This window comes from Streptomyces sp. NPDC023838, from assembly GCF_040639555.1.
GTDB lineage: Bacteria > Actinomycetota > Actinomycetes > Streptomycetales > Streptomycetaceae > Streptomyces.
This window is the reverse complement of the sequence record NZ_JBFAAD010000009.1, coordinates 210323-228123: the sequence shown is the minus strand read 5'-3', so window position 1 is coordinate 228123 and position 17801 is coordinate 210323. Positions and strand designations below refer to the sequence as shown.

Below are 17801 nucleotides of genomic sequence, written 5' to 3'. Positions count from 1 at the left end.
GCGCTCAGGCGTGGCCTGAAACGGACCCTGCTCAGGCGCCCGTGCCGCTCGCGCCCTCGCTGGACCGGACCAGTGCGTACGTCTGCGTCGCGATCTCCAGCTCCTCATCCGTGGGTACCACTGCCACGGCCACCCGTGCGTATTCCGGCGAGATCAGCCGCGGCGCGTCGGACCGTACGGCGTTGAGCTCGCCGTCGACCGCCAGCCCCAGCTCCTCCAGACCCAGGACGGCGGCCTCGCGCACCGGCGCCGCGTTCTCGCCCACCCCGGCGGTGAAGGCGACCGCGTCCACCTTGCCCAGCACCGCGTAGTAGGCGCCGATGTACTTCTTCAGCCGGTGGATGTAGATGTCGAAGGCGAGCGCCGCGCGCTGGTCGCCCGCCTCGATCCGGCGGCGGATCTCGCGCATGTCGTTGTCGCCGCAGAGCCCGACCAGGCCGCTCTTCTTGTTGAGCAGGGTGTCGATCTCGTCCGTGGACATCCCGGCCACCCGCTCCAGGTGGAAGGTGACCGCCGGGTCGATGTCGCCCGAGCGGGTGCCCATGACCAGGCCCTCCAGCGGGGTGAGCCCCATCGAGGTGTCCACGCACACCCCGCCCCGGACCGCCGACGCCGAGGCGCCGTTGCCCAGGTGCAGCACGATCACGTTGACCTCGGAGGGGTCCTTGCCGAGCAGCTTCGCGGTCTCGCGCGAGACGTACGCGTGCGAGGTGCCGTGGAAGCCGTAGCGGCGGATGCGGTGCGCGTCGGCGGTCTCGATGTCGATCGCGTACCGGGCCGCATGCTCGGGCATCGTGGTGTGGAAGGCGGTGTCGAAGACGGCCACCTGCGGCAGGTCCGGGCGCAGCGACTGCGCGGTGCGGATGCCGGTGATGTTCGCCGGGTTGTGCAGCGGGGCGACCGGGACGAGCCGCTCGATCTCCGCCATGACCTCCTCGGTGATGACGGTCGGCGCGCTGAACTTCAGCCCGCCGTGCACCACGCGGTGGCCGATCGCGGCGAGTTCGGGGGAGTCCAGGCCCAGGCCGTCCTTGGCGAGCTCCTCGGAGACCGCCTTGAGGGCCGCCGCGTGGTCCGCGATCGGGCCGGTCTGCTCGCGGGGCTCGCCGCCGGTGGCCAGCGGGGTGTGCTTCAGCCGCGACGTCTCCTCACCGATCCGCTCGACCAGGCCCACCGCCAGGCGGGAGGAGTCGGTCATGTCGAGGAGCTGGTACTTCACCGACGAGGAGCCGGAGTTGAGTACGAGCACGCGGGACGGGGTGGCGGGGGTGGTCATGCGGAGGTCTCCTGCCCCTGAGCCTGGGCCTGGATGGCCGTGATGGCGACGGTGTTGACGATGTCCTGGACGAGGGCGCCGCGCGAGAGGTCGTTGACCGGCTTGCGCAGGCCCTGGAGCACCGGGCCCACGGCCACGGCGCCGGCCGAGCGCTGCACGGCCTTGTAGGTGTTGTTGCCGGTGTTGAGGTCCGGGAAGATCAGGACGGTGGCCTGGCCGGCCACCTCCGACTCCGGCAGCTTGGTCGCGGCCACCGACGGCTCCACGGCCGCGTCGTACTGGATCGGGCCCTCGATCCGCAGGTCCGGACGGGCCTCGCGGACCAGCTTGGTGGCCTCGCGGACCTTGTCGACGTCGGCGCCCGAGCCGGAGGTGCCCGTCGAGTACGAGAGCATCGCGATCCGCGGGTCCACGCCGAACCGGGCCGCGGTGGCGGCCGCCTGGACCGCGATGTCGGCGAGCTGCTCGGCGTTCGGGTCCGGGTTGACCGCGCAGTCGCCGTACACCAGCACCTTGTCGGCGAGGCACATGAAGAAGACGGACGACACGATCGAAGCGTCCCGCTTCGTCTTGATGATCTCGAAGGCGGGGCGGATGGTGGCGGCGGTGGAGTGCACCGAGCCGGAGACCATGCCGTCGGCCAGGCCCTCCTGGACCATCAGCGTGCCGAAGTAGTTGACGTCCGCGACCACGTCGTACGCGAGCTCCACCGTCACGCCCTTGTGCGCGCGCAGCTCGGCGTACCGCTCGGCGAAGCGCTGGCGCAGCTCCGAGGTGTGCGGGTCGATGATCTGGCACGTGGTGAGGTCGATGCCGAGGTCGGCGGCCTTCTTGCGGATGGCCTCGACGTCACCGAGCAGGGTGAGCTCGCAGACGTCGCGGCGCAGCAGCACGTCGGCGGCGCGCAGCACGCGCTCCTCGGCGCCCTCGGGCAGCACGACCCGCCGGCGGTTGGCGCGGGCCTGCTCCAGGAGCTCGTGCTCGAACATCATCGGGGTGACGCGGCCGCTGCGGGCCACCGACATCCGGGCCAGCAGGTCGGCGGTGTCGGTGTACCGCTCGAAGAGGCCGAGCGCGGTCTCCGCCTTGCGCGGCGTCGAGGCGTTCAACTTGCCTTCGAGGGAGAAGAGTTCACCAGCAGTCGGGAAGGAGCCGCCGGTCACGGCGACCACCGGGGTGCCGGGCGCGAGCCGGTCGGCCAGCTTGAGGATGGCCTCGCCGGGCCGCTCGTCCAGGGTCAGCAGGATGCCCGCTATCGGGGGTGTCCCGGCGCTGTGCGCGGCCAGCGAGCCCACCACCAGGTCGGCGCGGTCGCCCGGGGTCACCACCAGGCAGCCCGGGGTCAGGGCGTTGAGGAAGTTCGGCAGCATCGCGCCGCCGAAGACGAAGTCCAGCGCGTCCCGGGCGAGCCCGGCGTCGTCGCCGAGCAGGACCGTACCGCCGAGCGCCGAGGTGATCTGGGCGACGGTCGGCGCGGCGAGGGCGGGCTCGTCGGGCAGCACGTAGCAGGGCACCGGGAGGCGGGCCTTGAGGCGCTCCGCGATACCGTCGCGGTCCTGCGGGTTCACCCGGTTGACGACCATCGCCAACACGTCGCAGCCGAGCGCCTGGTAGGCGCGGTGGGCGTTGCGCGCCTCGGCCCGCACCGACTCGGCGGGCTGGCCCTTGCCGCCGACCACCGGGATCACCGACGCGCCGAACTCGTTGGCCAGGCGCGCGTTGAGCGAGAGCTCGTCCGGGAGCTGGGTGGCGGCGAAGTCGGTGCCGAGGACCAGCACCACCTCGTAGTCGCGGGCGACCTTGTGGAAGCGCTCGACCAGCTGGGAGACCAGCTCGTCGGTGCCGCGCTCGGCCTGGAGCGCGGAGGCCTCGTGGTAGTCCATCCCGTATACGGTCGCGGCGTCCTGGGACAGCCGGTAGCGGGCGCGGAGCAGGTCGAAGAGGCGGTCCGGGCCGTCGTGCACGAGCGGGCGGAAGACGCCCACCCGGTCCACTTGGCGGGTCAGGAGCTCCATGACTCCCAGCTCGATGACCTGGCGGCCGTCTCCCCGGTCGATCCCGGTCACGTACACGCTGCGCGTCACGCGTGCTCTCCCGTTCTGTCTGTTTCTGTCTGTGGTCGCTCTGACGGTCGGAAAAAATGCAGATAGGCCAAGGTTGCCCCCTTGACAATACCCCCACGGGTGGTTAAGGCGCCCGCCGGACGGCGGTACGGACGACGGGCCCCTGCACAGGGGCCGAAGGGCCCGGAACCCAAGGGGCGAAAGGCCTCCAGTGGGAGCGGTGTGGCGGTACTGGGCGGGCGGGGCCGGTGCGGTGCGTGTGACAATCGGGTCGTCGGCCCGGTTCCTCGCGCCGGCGGGCACGGCACCACAGAGCAGGAGACTGAGTCACGATGCGCATCGGAGTCCTCACCGCGGGCGGCGACTGCCCCGGCCTGAACGCAGTGATCCGGTCGGTCGTGCACCGCGCCCTGACCGGCCACGGCGACGAGGTCATCGGCTTCGAGGACGGGTTCAAGGGCCTGCTCGACGGCCACTTCCGCCCGCTCGACCTGGACTCGGTCAGTGGCATCCTCGCGCGCGGCGGCACCATCCTCGGCTCGGCCCGCCTGGAGCGCGCCCGGCTGCGCGAGGCCGCCGAGAACTGCGCGGAGCTGGCCCGGCGCTACGGCCTCGACGCGCTCATCCCGATCGGCGGCGAGGGCACGCTGACGGCGGCCCGGATGCTCTCCGACGCCGGGATGCCGGTGGTCGGCGTGCCGAAGACCATCGACAACGACATCTCCGCGACCGACCGCACCTTCGGCTTCGACACGGCCGTCATGGTCGCGACCGAGGCCATCGACCGGCTGAAGACGACCGCCGAGTCGCACCAGCGCGTGATGGTCGTCGAGGTCATGGGGCGCCACGCGGGCTGGATCGCGCTGGAGTCCGGCATGGCCGGCGGCGCCCACGGCATCTGTCTGCCCGAGCGGCCCTTCGAGGTCGACGACCTGGTCAAGATGGTCGAGGAGCGCTTCGCGCGCGGCAAGAAGTTCGCGGTCATCTGCGTCGCCGAGGGCGCGCACCCCGCGGAGGGTGCCATGCCGTACGAGAAGGGCGCGATCGACCAGTACGGTCACGAGCGGTTCGCCGGCATCGGCAACCGGCTGGCCATCGAGCTGGAGCGGCGCCTGGGCAAGGAGGCCCGGCCGGTCATCCTCGGCCACGTCCAGCGCGGCGGCGTGCCCACCGCGTACGACCGCGTCCTCGCCACCCGGTTCGGGTGGCACGCGGTGGAGGCGGTGCACCGGGGGGACTTTGGCAACATGACGGCGCTGCGGGGGACGGACGTGGTGATGGCGCCGCTGGCGTCGGCGGTCACCGAGCTGAAGAGGGTGCCGGCGAGGCGGATGTTCGAGGCGGAGTCGGTGTTCTGAGGGGGTTTCCCGGGGGCTACGCCCCCGGCCCCCCGTTCGCGGGGCTGGGCCCCCTGCACCCCTGGCGGGGCTGCACCCCCTGCCCGTTGCCAAGAGCCCCGGCCGGCGTTCACGTAGACGCCGCCCGGGGCCCCACCGACTTGTCAGTCCTGTTTGGACAGGAGGACGAATCCCCGCGTCGGGGCCTGCCGCTTCCCTGATGACTCAGGCCGGGTTGCGCGGAGCTTCGCCATGACATCCCCCAGCACGTCTGGGGTGATGGGCTTGCGGGTCGATGGTTCGGCGCTGTCGTACACGCCCCACTTCCCCGCCGGGGCCTCCGGATCCACCGGCGCCACCACCCACGGGATCCCCATCCGCCGCAGCTTGGCGTCCGTCTGGCGGGCCTCTTCCGCGTCCATGCCCTCACCTCTCAGCCGTAGGTGCAGGAAGCCTAGCCATCATCACCGTCGTCGCCTCCCGCACAGTGGGAGGCGCACTTGCCGGGGTTGATGGGCCCGCACCCTCCTGGCTTCGGCGTGTGGGAGCAGTTCGCGGCCACGGTGACCAAGGCCGTGGTCGGTCCCGTCCACAGCTCGCCGTCCACGCTGTACCGGTCTGTTCGATCAGCGCTACCGTGCGGGTCAGGACCGCACCCCGCTGCGCGTTTGTCTGCGGCCCGGGGGCGCGGGCAACCACCACCGGCCCGCAGACGACCCCCGGGCCCCTACACCTGCGCCAGCGCCCAGAAGTGGTCCACGATCCGTTCCAGGAACTCGCGGCCCGCGTCGCCCGCCGTCGACTCCGCGGCCGAGCCGCTCGTGCCCCAGCTCATCGTGGACACCATGCGGCCCTGGTAGTCGGTGTGCAGTTGCTCCAGGACGTCCTGGAGGTGGTGGCGGGGGAGGGGGAGGAGTTTGGAGGCGGGGCGGACGTAGGCCTGCCAGCGGGTGGTGACCGCGCTGCGCAGCAGTTCCGCCAGGTCCTCGTGCTGGCCCGTCGCCGTGACGTACTCGCGCAGCGACAGGTTCAGCGCCTGGGCCAGCGCCTCCGACTGGCGCTCGTTGCCGCGCCAGCGGCCCGACTCCTCCATGCGGAGATAGGCCGTCACGTCGAGGCCCACCCGCCGCGCCAGGTCCTCGGGGCTGAGGCCGCGGGCCATGCGGTGTTCGCGGAGCGTGGCCGCCGCCGCCATCAGATCGCCCGGCGAGCACCACAGCACCCCCGCCAGCGCGGTCAGCTCACGGGAGTCGGGCGTGGCGAAGCCCTGCTCCCAGGAGGAGACGGTCTCGGGGGAGACCCGCAGCCCGTACTGGGCGTACAGGCCGTAGGCGACATGGCCGGGCGCCATGCCCAGCGCCTCGCGCAGACGGCGCATGGCGGGGGCGTTGAACGGCGGGGTGGGGTGCACGCGCACACCGTAGGTGCACAGGGTGACGGATGACCACGGTGTGTTCACCCAAACCTGTCAGTCCGTAGGAAGGTACGGCTTGATTTATCGGGTACATCACAACCCGCCCCTCACCCCTTGACCGCCCCGCCCAGCGCGAAACCGCCGCCCAGACGCTGGGCGATCGCCACGTACAGGAGGAGGACCGGTGTCGAGTAGAGGATCGAGAAGGCGGCCAGCTCGCCGTAGACCACCGAGCCGTAGTTGCCGAAGAAGGTGAAGATCGAGACCGAGGCGGGCAGCCGGTCGGGGGAGAGCAGCAGCATGAAGGGGACGAAGAAGTTCCCCCACAGCATGATGAAGGTGTAGATCGTCACCACCATCACGCCCGGGCCCATCAGCGGCAGCACCACCCGCCACAGCGTCTGCGGCATCGACGCCCCGTCCGTCCACGCCGCCTCCTCCAGGACCCGGGGCACGCCGTCCATGAAGTTCTTCATCAGCCAGATGGCGAACGGCAGCTGCGCGGTGGCCAGGAACAGGGCCGTGCCGTACACCGTGTCGATCAGGTCGACCTGCACGAACAGCCCGTACACCGGGACCATCACCGCCGTGATCGGCAGACAGGTGGTGAACAGGACGGTCAGCAGGTACGGGCGGGTCAGGCGGGAGCGGTAGCGGGAGAGGGGGTAGGCGGCGAGGACCGCGCAGACCACCGTCAGGGCCGTCGCGCCGCCGCACAGCACCAGGCTGTTGAGCATCGGCGTGAACGTGACCTCGTCGGTCCACACCGCCGAGAAGTTGTCCAGGGTGGGCGAGCTGGGCAGCCGCACCCTGAGGTCCGCGTCCGCGTCGAGCGAGGACAGCAGCAGCCACAGCAGCGGCAGCGCGAACGCGGCGGCGACCGCGAGCAGCGCGGCGTCGACGGCCAGCCGCTCCCGGGTCCGGCGGCGCGGCCCGCCTCGGAGCACCCTCATACCTCCACCTTCATCAGCCGCAGATAGACGACGGAGAACAGCGCCCCCACCAGGAGCAGCAGCAGCGCCACGGCCGTCCCGTACCCGATGAGGCTCTTCAGGAACGCCTGGTCGTACATGAACACGGGGAGCGTCTGGCTGCGCCGGCCCGGGCCGCCCCTCGTCATCGCCCAGATCAGCCCGAACACGGAGAGGGTCTGGAGGGTGTTGAGCATCAGGTTGGTGCCGATGGAGCGGCGGATCATCGGCAGCGTGATGTGCCACAGGCGGCGCAGCCCGCTCGCGCCGTCCACCTCCGCCGCCTCGGTGATCTCCTGCGGGATCTCGGCGAGCGCGGCCGAGTAGATCAGCATCGAGAAGGCGGTGCCGCGCCACACGTTGGCGAAGGAGACCGCCAGGATCGGCAGGCCGAACAGCCAGTTCTGGGTGGGCAGATGGAGCCAGTGGAGGACGGCGTTGAGGGTTCCCTCGCGGCGGAAGAAGGCGTACAGCAAGAAGGCCGCGACGATCTCCGGGAGCACCCAGGCCGCGACCACCAGCGTCCCGGTGAGCGTGCGCACCGGCCGCGAGGCGTGCCGCATCAGCGCGGCCAGCGCCAGGCCCAGGGTGTTCTGCCCGACGATCGAGGAGAGGACGGTGAACACCACCGTCAGCCACACCGCGTTGCGGAAGCCGGGGTCGGCGAACGCCCGCCGGAAGTTGGCGAACCCGACGAAGCTGGTGCCGGACGAGCCGGTCAGCTGCATGTCGGTGAAGGCGATGTAGACGCAGTAGCCGATGGGCCCGGCGAGGAAGAGCAGCAGCAGGAGGGTGGCGGGTGCCAGCGGCAGCCAGCGAAAGACAGCCCCTCCGGCGTTTGAGGAGCGGGGGTCTGGAGGCAGAGCCCCCAGCGCACGGCCCGTACGATTGCCACGGCGCGCGCCGGTCACCGCGAAGTCACCGCACCCCCGGTGATCGTTCGCAACTGACCGTCATAGGCCTTGGCCGCCTCGGCCGCCGTAGAGTCACCCGTCGTCACCGCCTCCATCGCCTCGCCGATCGCCGAGGAGACCTGCGGGTAGACCGGCAGGGCCGGGCGGTAGTGGGTGTCCTTCACCAGGCCGGTGAAGAAGTCGATGCCCGGCATCGACTTCAGATACGCCGGGTCCTTCGCCACGTCGTCGCGCACCGCGATCTGCGCGTCCACCACGTCCCACTTCACCGCGTTGGCCGGGGTCTGCATCTGCTGGAGGAACTCCCAGGCCAGCTCCGGGTTCCCGGCCTTCCGCGGGATCGCCCAGGTCCAGCCGCCGGAGAGGGAGACCCGGCCGGGCGCCTGGCCGTTCTGGGTCGGCATCGCGGCCTGACCGAGTACGGCGGGCCAGCGCGGCCACTCCTTCGCGCCCTTGGGGCCCCAGAACTGGCCCAGCCACGAGCCGTCGAGCGCGATCGCCAGCTTGCCCTCGGGCAGCCACTCGGTGGCGACGCGGGTGTTCACATTGGGGTCGAGCGCGTCGGAGACGTCCGGGCCGAGCTTCTCGCCGTACACCGTCCTGACGAAGTCCAGCGCGTCCTTGAAGCCCTGCGAGCCGGTGACCCACTTCTTGGCGGCCGGATCGTACAGCGGGTTGTCGCCGGTCCCGTACACCAGCATCTCGAAGCCCTGCATCACCGCCGCCTCGCCGAGCGCCTTGCCGGTCAGGACGCTGATGGGGATGACACCGGGGACCTTCTTCTTGATGGTGCGGGCCGCGTCCAGGATGTCCGCCCAGGTGCGGGGCTGCCAGTCGACGGGCAGGCCCGCCTTGGCGAAGAACTGCTTGTTGAACCACAGGCCCCGGGTGTCGGTGCCGTCCGGGACGCCGTACGTCTTGCCGTCCTCGGCCTTCGCGGCCGCCTTCGCCGTGGGGACGAAGCGGCTCCAGGCGTCCCACTTGGCCAGCTGGTCGTCCAGCGGTCTCAAGTACCCGGCCTTGATGTCGGAGTTGATGCGGAAGGTGTCCTCGTAGACCAGGTCCGGCGCGGTCTTGGCCGAGCGCATCATCTGCTGGACCTTGGTGGCGTAGTCGTTGTCCGGCGCCTGGATGGGGACGAGCTTGGCCTTCTTGCCGGGGTGGTCCTTCTCGAACCGCTCCTTCATCGACTGGAGGAAGTCGTCCTTGAAGTGCACCTTGTTGTCGGTGTTCCGGTTGTAGGCGATCTTGACGGTTGCGGAGTCACCGCCGGAGTCGCCGCAGGCGGCGAGCGAACCGGCGGCGAGCGCGGTGGCGAGGACCAGTGGGGCAAGGGCGGTGGGGCGCACGGGCACGACCTCCTCGGGCCACGAATGGCTGCCCGGTGAACGTAAAGCCGCCCCGGGGCATGGTCAATGGGGCCCGTCGGCCGTCGCGATCTCCTGATGGCTCGTCAAGTCACTTGTCAGCGGCGGGAGTCGACCCAGCGGTACTGGAGCTCCGGGCGCCCGATCTGCCCGTACTGCGGGGTCCGCTCGGCGCGGCCCGTGGTGACCAGGTGCTCCAGATAGCGGCGTGCGGTGATGCGCGAGATGCCGACGGCCTCGGCCGCAGCCGAGGCGGTGACGCCCGCCGGCGAGGACCGCAGGGTGCGGGTCACCGCCTGGAGCGTGGGCGCGCTGAGCCCCTTCGGCAGGGCCGCGGGCTGCGGGGCGCGCAGGGTGGACAGGGCCCGGTCGACCTCCTCCTGCCCGCTGGCCTCCCCGGCGGTCGCGCGGAACTCGGCGTACCGCACCAGCCGGTCGCGCAGGGTGGCGAAGGTGAAGGGCTTCAGGACGTACTGGACGACGCCCAGCGAGACGCCCTCGCGCACCATCGTCAGATCGCGGGCCGAGGTCACCGCGATGACGTCGGCGCCGTGCCCGGCGGCCCGCAGCGAGCGCACCAGCTGGAGGCCGTGCCCGTCCGGCAGATAGAGGTCGAGCAGCAGCAGGTCCACCTCGACGCGCTCCAGCACCCGCAGCGCCTCGGCCCGCGAGTGCGCGGCCCCGGCCACCGCGAAGCCGGGCACCCGGCCGACGTACAGCTGGTGCGCGTCGGCGGCGACCGGGTCGTCCTCGACGACCAGCACTCTGATGGGCCCGTCGGCGGCCGTCATACCGCGACCACCTCGCTGCGCAGCGGCAGCCGTACGGTGAACTCGGCGCCCCCGTACGGCCCTTGCGACAGCTCCACGCTTCCGCCGTGCCGCGCCACCGTCATCCGCACCAGCGCCAGGCCGATGCCGCGCCCCGGGCTCTTGGTCGACCAGCCGCGCTCGAAGACGGCGTCCACGGCGGCCGGGTCGACCCCGTTCCCGCTGTCCGCGACCCGCACCACCAGCTCCTCGTCCTCGGTGGTGAGGGTGACCGCGACCCGGGCACCCGCGCTGCCCTGGGCCGCGTCGACCGCGTTGTCCACCAGGTTGCCCAGGACCGTGACCAGGTCGCGGGGCGGCAGGGTGGGCGGCAGCAGGCCGTCCTCGATGGCGCTGCCCTCGGTGAGCGCCAGTTCGACGCCGTGCTCGTTGGCCTGGGCGGCCTTGCCGAGCAGCAGGGCGGCGAGCACCGGCTCGCCGACGGCGGTGACGACCTGGTCGGTGAGGGCCTGGGCGAGCTCCAGCTCGGCGGTGGCGAACTGGACGGCCTCCTCGACCCGGCCCAGCTCGATCAGCGAGACCACCGCGTGCAGCCGGTTCGCCGCCTCGTGGGCCTGCGCCCGCAGCGCCTGGGTGAACCCGCGCTCGGAGTCCAACTCCCCCGAAAGCGCCTGGAGTTCGGTGTGGTCGCGCAGGGTCACCACGGTGCCCCGGCGGCCGCCGCTGGAGACCGGGCGGGTGTTGACCACCACGATCCGGTCGGCCGTCATATGGACCTCGTCCGCCCTCGGCTCGCTCGCCAGCAGCGCCCCCGCGAGCGGCGCGGGCAGCCCGAGCTCGGCCACCGACCTGCCCACCGCGTCCTCGCCGAGCCCGAGCAGCTCCCGGCCGCCGTCGTTGATCAGCGCGATCCGGCGCTGCCCGTCCAGCATCAGCAGCCCCTCGCGCACCGCGTGCAGCGCGGCCTGGTGGTAGTCGTGCATCCGGCTCAGCTCGGCCGCGTTCATCCCGTGGGTGTGCCGCCGCAGCCGCGCGTTGATCACATACGTGCCGAGCCCGCCGAACGCCAGCACCCCGGAGGCGACCGCGAGCAGCGCCGCCACCTGCTCGCGTACCTGCTCGCTGATCCTGTCGATGGTGATGCCCGCGCTGACCAGGGCGGTGATCCGACCGTGGTCGCGCACCGGCGAGACGACCCGCACGGACGGCCCGAGCACGCCCATGTGCGTCTCGCTGAAGGTCTCGCCGCGCAGCGCGGGCCGGATGTCACCGAGGTACTTGCGGCCGATCTCGCCGGGCACCGGATGCGTCCAGCGGGTCCCGTCCGGCGCCAGGATCACCACGAAGTCGACGCCCGAGGTGTGGCGCAGGGTCTCCGCGTACGGCTGGAGGACCGCCGTAGGGTCCGGGGAGCGGGCCGCCTCCACCACCGCGGGCGAGGTGGCCACCGCGGTCGCGATCGCGGTGGTCTGGCGCCGCGCGGTCTCCTCGGCCTGGGCCCGGTCCTGGACGTACGAGTAGAGCACGCAGCCCGCCACGATCGCCGCGACCAGCACCACCTGCATGGCGAAGAGCTGGCCCGCGAGGCTGCGGGGACGGGGTATGCGCATGCCGGACAGTGTGCACCCGCGCACATCACGGTGAGGACAAGCCGTGTGAACGAAATGCACGCAAGGGTGACCGGCGTCACAGCCTGGTGGATAGTCGCGGGGATCCATCGAGCCATCGGGACACAGACGCACGTACGTGGGACGCGTACGGAATCAGTAGGAGGCACCCCGTGACCCCAGCAGCCGCCCGGCGGGACCGCACGCACTATCTCTATCTAGCCGTGATCGCCGCGGTGCTCATCGGCATCACCGTGGGCTTCGCCGCCCCCGGGGTGGCCGTCGAGCTCAAGCCGATCGGCACCGGCTTCGTGAACCTGATCAAGATGATGATCTCGCCGATCATCTTCTGCACGATCGTGCTCGGCGTCGGATCGGTCCGCAAGGCCGCCAAGGTCGGGGCGGTCGGCGGACTCGCGCTCGGCTACTTCATGATCATGTCGACCGTGGCGCTCGCCATCGGTCTGGTCGTCGGCAACATCCTGGAGCCCGGCTCGGGCCTGCACCTCACCGAGGCGACCAAGCACGCGGGAGCCAAGCAGGCGGCCGGGGCCAGCGAGTCCACCGCCGACTTCCTGCTCGGGATCATTCCCAAGACGATGGTCTCCGCCTTCACCGAGGGCCAGGTCCTGCAGACCCTGCTGATCGCCCTGCTCGTGGGCTTCGCGCTGCAGGCCATGGGCTCGGCCGGCGAGCCGGTGCTGCGCGGCATCGGCCACATCCAGAAACTGGTCTTCCGGATTCTGTCGATGGTGATGTGGGTGGCGCCGCTGGGCGCGTTCGGCGCCATCGCGGCGGTGGTCGGCGAGACCGGCACGGACGCGCTGAAGTCGCTGGCCGTCATCATGGTCGGCTTCTACATCACCTGTGCGCTCTTCGTCTTCGTGGTCCTCGGCACGCTGCTGCGCCTGCTGGCCGGGGTGAACATCTTCCGGCTGCTGAAGTACCTGGGCCGCGAGTTCCTGCTGATCCTCTCCACCTCGTCCTCCGAGACCGCGCTGCCGCGGCTGATCGCCAAGATGGAGCACCTGGGGGTCAGCCGGTCGGTGGCGGGCATCACCGTGCCGACGGGCTACTCGTTCAACCTCGACGGCACCGCGATCTACCTCACGATGTCCTCGCTCTTCATCGCCAACGCGATGGGCAGCCCGCTCGGCGCCGGGCAGCAGATCTCGCTCCTCCTTTTCATGATCGTCGCCTCCAAGGGTGCGGCCGGAGTGACCGGCGCGGGCCTGGCGACGCTGGCCGGCGGCCTCCAGTCGCACCGCCCCGAACTCGTCGACGGCGTCGGCCTGATCGTCGGCATCGACCGCTTCATGAGCGAGGCGCGGGCGCTGACCAACTTCGCGGGCAACGCGGTGGCGACGGTGCTCGTCGGCACCTGGACGAAGGAGATCGACAAGGCGCGGGTCGAGGAGGTGCTCGCGGGACGGATGCCGTTCGACGAGGTGACGTTCGCGGCGAGCGACGCGCACGGCCCCGCCGACTCGCCGCGGGAGCGGGAGCGGGAGCGGGAGCGGGAGCAGGTCCAGGAGCGGGAGGTCACCCTCACCAAGGAAGCCGCCGCTCAGGACGTTCCCGAGCCGCGGGAACCCGCCACCCCCTGAACGCGTCCGGACAGGTGTCCACTACCGTGCGGGGCGTCCGTCCGGAAGCGGGTGACGGGGAAAGTGAGCGGAATGAAGATCGACTGGGACCGGCGTACCTGTGCGCGCCGGGGGCATGTGACGTACGAGCCGAGCGAGGCGGAGCTGCGCGAGCGGCTGCGCGCCCACACCGGGCTCGGCGACGCCTGGCGCTGTCTGCGCTGCGGCGACTTCGCCCTCGGCGCCCCGCACGGCTCGGGGCCCGCACAGGACGCGCCGCTGGTGCCGCGCGGCAAGGTGCTGCGGGACCTGTTCATCCTGCGGTTCCTGGCCGTGGAACGGCTGGTGCGCGGGGTGTTCATCGTCCTGGTGGCGGCCGCGGTGTGGAAGTTCAGCAACAGCCAGGACGCGGTGCGCCGGCTCTTCGACGAGAACCTGGACGTCTTCCGCCCGGTGTTCCAGCACTTCCACTACGACCTCGACCACTCGCCCGTCGTGGGCACCATCCAGAAGTCCTTCGGCTACAAGCACTCCACGCTGGTGGCCGTGGCCGTGGCGCTGCTCGTGTACGCGCTGATCGAGATCGTCGAGGCGGTCGGGCTGTGGCGGGCCGAGCGCTGGGCGGAGTACCTGACCGTGGTGGCCACGGCGGCGTTCCTGCCGCTGGAGATCTACGAGCTCACCGAGAAGATCAGCTACCTCAAGATCGCCACGCTGGGGCTCAACATCCTCGCCGTGCTCTACATCCTGCTCTCCAAGCGCCTGTTCGGCCTGCGGGGTGGGCGGGCAGCCTTTGAGGCGGAGAGGCACAGCGCGTCGCTGATGGAAGTCGAGGCGACGGCGGGCCTCCTGGTGGGGACGACGTGAAGGGAAGCCGAACGATGAGCAAGAAGATCGCAGTGGTACTCGCCCTGCTCCTGGGCACGGCCCTGGTGGCACCGGCGGCGGCCGAGGCCGCGCCGAGCGCGGTGGTGCGGACGGTGTCGGTGGCGGCGCCCGACGCCCAGGCGCCCGCGCTGACGGGCGCGTCGGCCGCCGCGCACCACACCTACGGCAAGTCGTCCCATGTGACGCTCGCCAAGCCCAAGAAGAAGAAAAAGAAGAAGAGCTTCCTCAAGAAGCTGGGCATCTTCCTGCTGGTGATCTTCCTGCTCTTCGTGGCACTGATCGTCCTGGTGATCTGGCTGATCGTGCGCAAGATCCGCGGGCGCCGCACGAGCCACTGACGTACAGCCGCCAGGCCCTGGGCCTACAGGTCGCGGGGCAGCAGTGCCCGCTCCTCGTCGGTGAGGACCAGATCGGCGGCCGCCGCCGAGTCCCGTACGGACTCGGGGCGGCTGCCGCCCGGAATGGGGATCACGTTCGGGGAGCGGTCGAGCAGCCAGGCCAGGGCGATCCGCTGCGGGCTGACTCCCCGGGCGCCGGCGACCGCGTGGAACCCGGCGTACGAGGGGTCGGCGGCGATGCCGGACGACTCCCCGTCGAGCGAGCTGCGCGAGATGCCGCCGAGCGGACTCCACGGCAGGAACGCCAGCCCCAGCCCGGCGGTGAGCCGCAGCTCGGGCTCGGCGTCGCGGACGGCGGGGGAGTAGCGGTTCTGCACCGACACCAGCCGGTCCCCGAGGATCTCCTTCGCCTGCCGGATCTGGTGGACATCGGCGTTGGAGATCCCGGCGAGCCGGACCGTACCGTCGTCGAGGAGCTCGCGCAGGGCGCCGAGCGAGTCCGCGTACGGGACGGCCGGGTCCGGCTTGTGCAGCTGGTAGAGGCCGATCGCCTCGGTGCCGAGCCGCCGCAGCGACTCCTTCGCGGCCCGCTTGAGGTGCTCGGGCCGCCCGTCGACGCTCCAGTCCCCGTCGTCGGTCCGCCCGCGCCCGCCCTTGGTGGCGACGAGGACGTCGGACGTGTCGCCGCCGTACGAGGCGAGGGCGCGGGCGAGCAGCAGCTCGTTGTGGCCGGGCTCGCCGCCGGGGGCGTAGTACGAGTCGGCGGTGTCGAGGAGGGTCACGCCCGAGTCGAGCGCCGCGTGGACGGTGGCGAGGGCGCGCGCCTCGTCGGGCCGCCCTTCGATGGACAGGGGCATGGCGCCGTACCCGATGGCGCTGACCTTCAGATCCCCAAGTGTGCGGTACCGCATGTCAGTTGCTCCCCTTGAGCGTCTCGGCCACGGCGTCCGTGAGCCAGTCCCCGGTGTGCGAGAAGGTGAATCCGAGCCGCTCGGCGCGGGTGTTGTCCATGCCGTACGAGCGCCGGAAGGAGAACGGCGAGACCTCGCCGACCTGCACCGTCAGGTACCGGGCGGGGCCGCCGCCGATCGCGGCCACGATGTCCTCGGTGGTGAGCGGCCCGTGCGAGGCTGCGTTCACGGGCCCGGTGAAGTCCTGCCCCGCCGTCCAGAAGAGGAAGTCGGCGATCTCGTCGACGTTGATGTACGTGGCGGGATGGTTGAGGGCGGGGACGGCGATGGGCTCGCCGCTACGGAGGCGGTCCGCGTAGTGGGCGACGCGCCCGGTGAAGTCGTCGGCGCCGCCGAGGACGTGGGCGACGCGGACGCCGACGTACGGGAAGCCGGGCGCGGCGGCGAACACGGCTTCGGCCTGCCGCTTGCCCTCGCCGTAGTGGGCACCGAGGAACTCGGCGTCGTCCCAGGGGAGTTGGAGGTCGACCGCGACACTTCCGGGCTCGATGGCGGCTTCCGGCACGGGCAGGCCCGAGTCCTCGTACTCGTACACCTCGACGGTCGACGTCATCACGTACCGGCGGGTGCGGTGGGCGAAGACGCGGCGGGCGACGGCGGCCTGGCGCGGGGTGTAGCAGACCTGGTCGAAGACGACGTCGAACGTCCGGTCACCGAGGGCCGCTTCGAGGGCGGCCTCGTCGTCGCGGTCGGCGACGAGGTGGCCGGTGCCGGGAGGAGGTGGGGAGGACCCCCGGTTCAGTACGGTGACGTGGTCACCGGCGGTGACGAGCCGCGCGAGCAGCCGCTTGCCGAAGTAGCGGTTGCCGCCGATGACCAGCACGTTTCGGGGCTTCTGTGTCATGTCGTTTGCCATGTACACAGTGTTACTTTGACGGGCGGCGTCCTGAAGGGGGAAACATGGGAGAACTGTCCGCTGTACCGAAGGAACCACGGAGTTCGAGGGCTTCGGCCCACGATTCCTCACCGGCCTTCGACCAGGTGGACCGGCAGCTCCTCGAACTGGTCCAGTCGGAGGGCCGGATCAAGCTGAGCGAGCTGGGCCGGCGGGTGCGGCTGAGCCCCGCCGCCGTCACGGAACGGCTGCGGCGCCTGGAGGCGGGCGGCGCGATCACGGGCTACGGCGCCCGCGTCGACGCGGCCCGCCTCGGCTACGGCATCCAGGCGTTCATCCGGGTCAACCCGCACGGCGGCTACACCCTGAAGCACCCCCGGACGCTGGAGCTGATGGCCCGCCAGGAGATCCGCGAGGTCCACCACGTGGTGGGCGAGGACTGCTGGATCATCAAGGTCGCGGTGACGGACACGGGGCATCTGGAGGAGGTGCTGGCGGAGGTGTCGGCACTGGGCCGGACGACGACGTCGATCGTGCTGTCGTCACCGGTGGACGGGAGGCCGTTGCTGCCGCCGGAGTGAGGGGGCGGGGGCGGGAGGCCGCGGCCGGGGCGGCTCCCCTTGCCTTGACGTCCGCGTCAAGGAATACCGTCACAGCATGCGAATCGGCGAGCTGGCCGCACGTGCCGGGACCACCACCCGGGCGCTGCGCTACTACGAGTCGCGCGGGCTGCTGACCGCGCGTCGGGCGGAGAACGGGTACCGCGCGTACGACGAGGACGACCTGCGTCTGCTCCGGCAGATCCAGACCCTGCAGGACTTCGGGTTCGAGCTGGAGGAGACGCGGCCGTTCGTGGAGTGTCTGCGGGCCGGCCACCCGGCGGGCGACACCTGTCCCGCGTCGCTCGCCGTGTACCGGCGCAAGCTGGCCGAGCTCGACGGGCTCATCGGGCAGCTCCAGTCCGTACGCGACCAGGTCGGCGCCCAGCTGGCCCGCGCGGAGACGGCCCGCGCCGAGCTGGAGGCCGATTCGCTGGTGCCCGGGGCCCCCGGGTGCGAACTGACCGGGATGACGGAGGAGCGGATATGACAGTGCAGGCCGCAGGTGTGGACGTGGTGACGGACGCGACCTTCGAGGCGGAGGTGCTGGCGGCGGATCTGCCGGTGCTCGTGGAGTTCACCGCCGAGTGGTGCGGCCCGTGCCGCCAGCTCGCGCCGGTGCTGAGCCAGATCGCCTTCGAGGAGGGCGACCGGCTCAAGGTCGTCCAGCTGGACGTCGACAAGGACCCGGAGACGACCGTGAAGTACGGCGTGCTGTCGATGCCGACGCTCATGGTGTTCCGCGCGGGCGAGCCGGTGAAGTCGATGGTGGGCGCGCGCCCCAAGCGCCGCCTGATGCAGGAGCTCGAAGACGTACTGCAGCAGTAAGCACCAGAGAAACCAAAAAGCCCCGGTCCGATATTGC

18 protein-coding genes are annotated in these 17801 nt (G+C 71.3%); 7 read left to right on the top strand and 11 right to left on the bottom strand.

What is annotated here, in order from left to right:
* Positions 1–31 precede the first annotated feature (31 nt).
* Positions 32–1276: an acetate kinase gene (locus AB0G17_RS14760; protein WP_361381121.1), complete on the bottom strand. Its 1245-nt coding sequence runs from the start codon at positions 1274–1276 to the stop codon at positions 32–34.
* Positions 1273–3360 carry a phosphate acetyltransferase gene (pta, locus tag AB0G17_RS14755; RefSeq protein ID WP_361381118.1) on the bottom strand — a complete coding sequence of 696 codons (2088 nt, stop codon included), beginning with the start codon at positions 3358–3360 and terminating at the stop codon, positions 1273–1275. Before pta ends, AB0G17_RS14760 begins: the two co-directional genes overlap by 4 nt.
* 311 nt (positions 3361–3671) lie before the next feature.
* On the opposite strand from pta, the gene AB0G17_RS14750 reads away from it, so the two are divergent.
* Positions 3672–4697 (top strand): ATP-dependent 6-phosphofructokinase, encoded by a 1026-nt coding sequence (locus AB0G17_RS14750; protein ID WP_361381115.1) that lies wholly within the window; start codon positions 3672–3674, stop codon positions 4695–4697.
* A gap of 143 nt (positions 4698–4840) precedes the next feature.
* Here AB0G17_RS14750 and AB0G17_RS14745 read toward each other — a convergent pair whose 3' ends face one another.
* The 7 genes from AB0G17_RS14745 to AB0G17_RS14715 form a co-directional block, all read right to left on the bottom strand.
* Positions 4841–5098, bottom strand: coding sequence for a hypothetical protein (locus AB0G17_RS14745; protein WP_361381112.1), 258 nt, complete (start codon positions 5096–5098; stop codon positions 4841–4843).
* Positions 5099–5403: 305 nt separating this feature from the next.
* Positions 5404–6054: a helix-turn-helix domain-containing protein gene (locus tag AB0G17_RS14740; RefSeq protein WP_361381200.1), complete on the bottom strand. Its 651-nt coding sequence runs from the start codon at positions 6052–6054 to the stop codon at positions 5404–5406.
* A 143-nt stretch (positions 6055–6197) separates the two neighbouring features.
* A complete protein-coding gene (locus AB0G17_RS14735) occupies positions 6198–7043 on the bottom strand; it encodes a carbohydrate ABC transporter permease (protein ID WP_361381109.1) in 846 nt (281 codons plus the stop codon).
* A complete protein-coding gene (locus AB0G17_RS14730) occupies positions 7040–7933 on the bottom strand; it encodes a sugar ABC transporter permease (RefSeq protein ID WP_361381197.1) in 894 nt (297 codons plus the stop codon). Before AB0G17_RS14730 ends, AB0G17_RS14735 begins: the two co-directional genes overlap by 4 nt.
* A gap of 35 nt (positions 7934–7968) precedes the next feature.
* Positions 7969–9324, bottom strand: coding sequence for an extracellular solute-binding protein (locus AB0G17_RS14725; RefSeq protein WP_361381106.1), 1356 nt, complete (start codon positions 9322–9324; stop codon positions 7969–7971).
* Between the two features lie 116 nt (positions 9325–9440).
* Entirely contained in the window at positions 9441–10133 is a 693-nt protein-coding gene (locus AB0G17_RS14720; protein ID WP_361381103.1) for a response regulator, read from the bottom strand.
* Positions 10130–11722, bottom strand: a complete 1593-nt coding sequence (locus AB0G17_RS14715; protein WP_361381100.1) for a sensor histidine kinase — start codon at positions 11720–11722, stop codon at positions 10130–10132. Before AB0G17_RS14715 ends, AB0G17_RS14720 begins: the two co-directional genes overlap by 4 nt.
* Before the next feature lie 170 nt (positions 11723–11892).
* On the opposite strand from AB0G17_RS14715, the gene AB0G17_RS14710 reads away from it, so the two are divergent.
* The 3 genes from AB0G17_RS14710 to AB0G17_RS14700 all read left to right on the top strand — a co-directional run bounded on the left by AB0G17_RS14710 (position 11893) and on the right by AB0G17_RS14700 (position 14531).
* Positions 11893–13326 (top strand): cation:dicarboxylase symporter family transporter, encoded by a 1434-nt coding sequence (locus tag AB0G17_RS14710; protein WP_361381096.1) that lies wholly within the window; start codon positions 11893–11895, stop codon positions 13324–13326.
* 72 nt (positions 13327–13398) lie between these two features.
* On the top strand, positions 13399–14172 hold the full coding sequence (locus tag AB0G17_RS14705) for a DUF2127 domain-containing protein (RefSeq protein ID WP_361381092.1): 774 nt from the start codon (positions 13399–13401) through the stop codon (positions 14170–14172).
* A gap of 14 nt (positions 14173–14186) precedes the next feature.
* Positions 14187–14531: a hypothetical protein gene (locus AB0G17_RS14700; RefSeq protein ID WP_361381089.1), complete on the top strand. Its 345-nt coding sequence runs from the start codon at positions 14187–14189 to the stop codon at positions 14529–14531.
* Positions 14532–14554: 23 nt separating this feature from the next.
* Here AB0G17_RS14700 and AB0G17_RS14695 read toward each other — a convergent pair whose 3' ends face one another.
* Both AB0G17_RS14695 and AB0G17_RS14690 read right to left on the bottom strand, forming a co-directional pair.
* Positions 14555–15442, bottom strand: coding sequence for an aldo/keto reductase (locus AB0G17_RS14695; RefSeq protein ID WP_361381086.1), 888 nt, complete (start codon positions 15440–15442; stop codon positions 14555–14557).
* Between the two features lies 1 nt (position 15443).
* Complete coding sequence (locus tag AB0G17_RS14690; protein WP_361381083.1) at positions 15444–16358, bottom strand: NAD-dependent epimerase/dehydratase family protein; 915 nt, start codon at positions 16356–16358, stop codon at positions 15444–15446.
* Between the two features lie 44 nt (positions 16359–16402).
* On the opposite strand from AB0G17_RS14690, the gene AB0G17_RS14685 reads away from it, so the two are divergent.
* The 3 genes from AB0G17_RS14685 to trxA all read left to right on the top strand — a co-directional run bounded on the left by AB0G17_RS14685 (position 16403) and on the right by trxA (position 17764).
* Positions 16403–16918: an Lrp/AsnC family transcriptional regulator gene (locus tag AB0G17_RS14685; protein WP_361381080.1), complete on the top strand. Its 516-nt coding sequence runs from the start codon at positions 16403–16405 to the stop codon at positions 16916–16918.
* Between the two features lie 76 nt (positions 16919–16994).
* A complete protein-coding gene (locus AB0G17_RS14680) occupies positions 16995–17426 on the top strand; it encodes a MerR family transcriptional regulator (RefSeq protein ID WP_361381077.1) in 432 nt (143 codons plus the stop codon).
* Positions 17423–17764, top strand: a complete 342-nt coding sequence (gene trxA / locus AB0G17_RS14675; protein WP_361381074.1) for a thioredoxin — start codon at positions 17423–17425, stop codon at positions 17762–17764. The genes AB0G17_RS14680 and trxA overlap by 4 nt, the downstream gene beginning before the upstream one ends.
* Positions 17765–17801 lie beyond the last annotated feature (37 nt).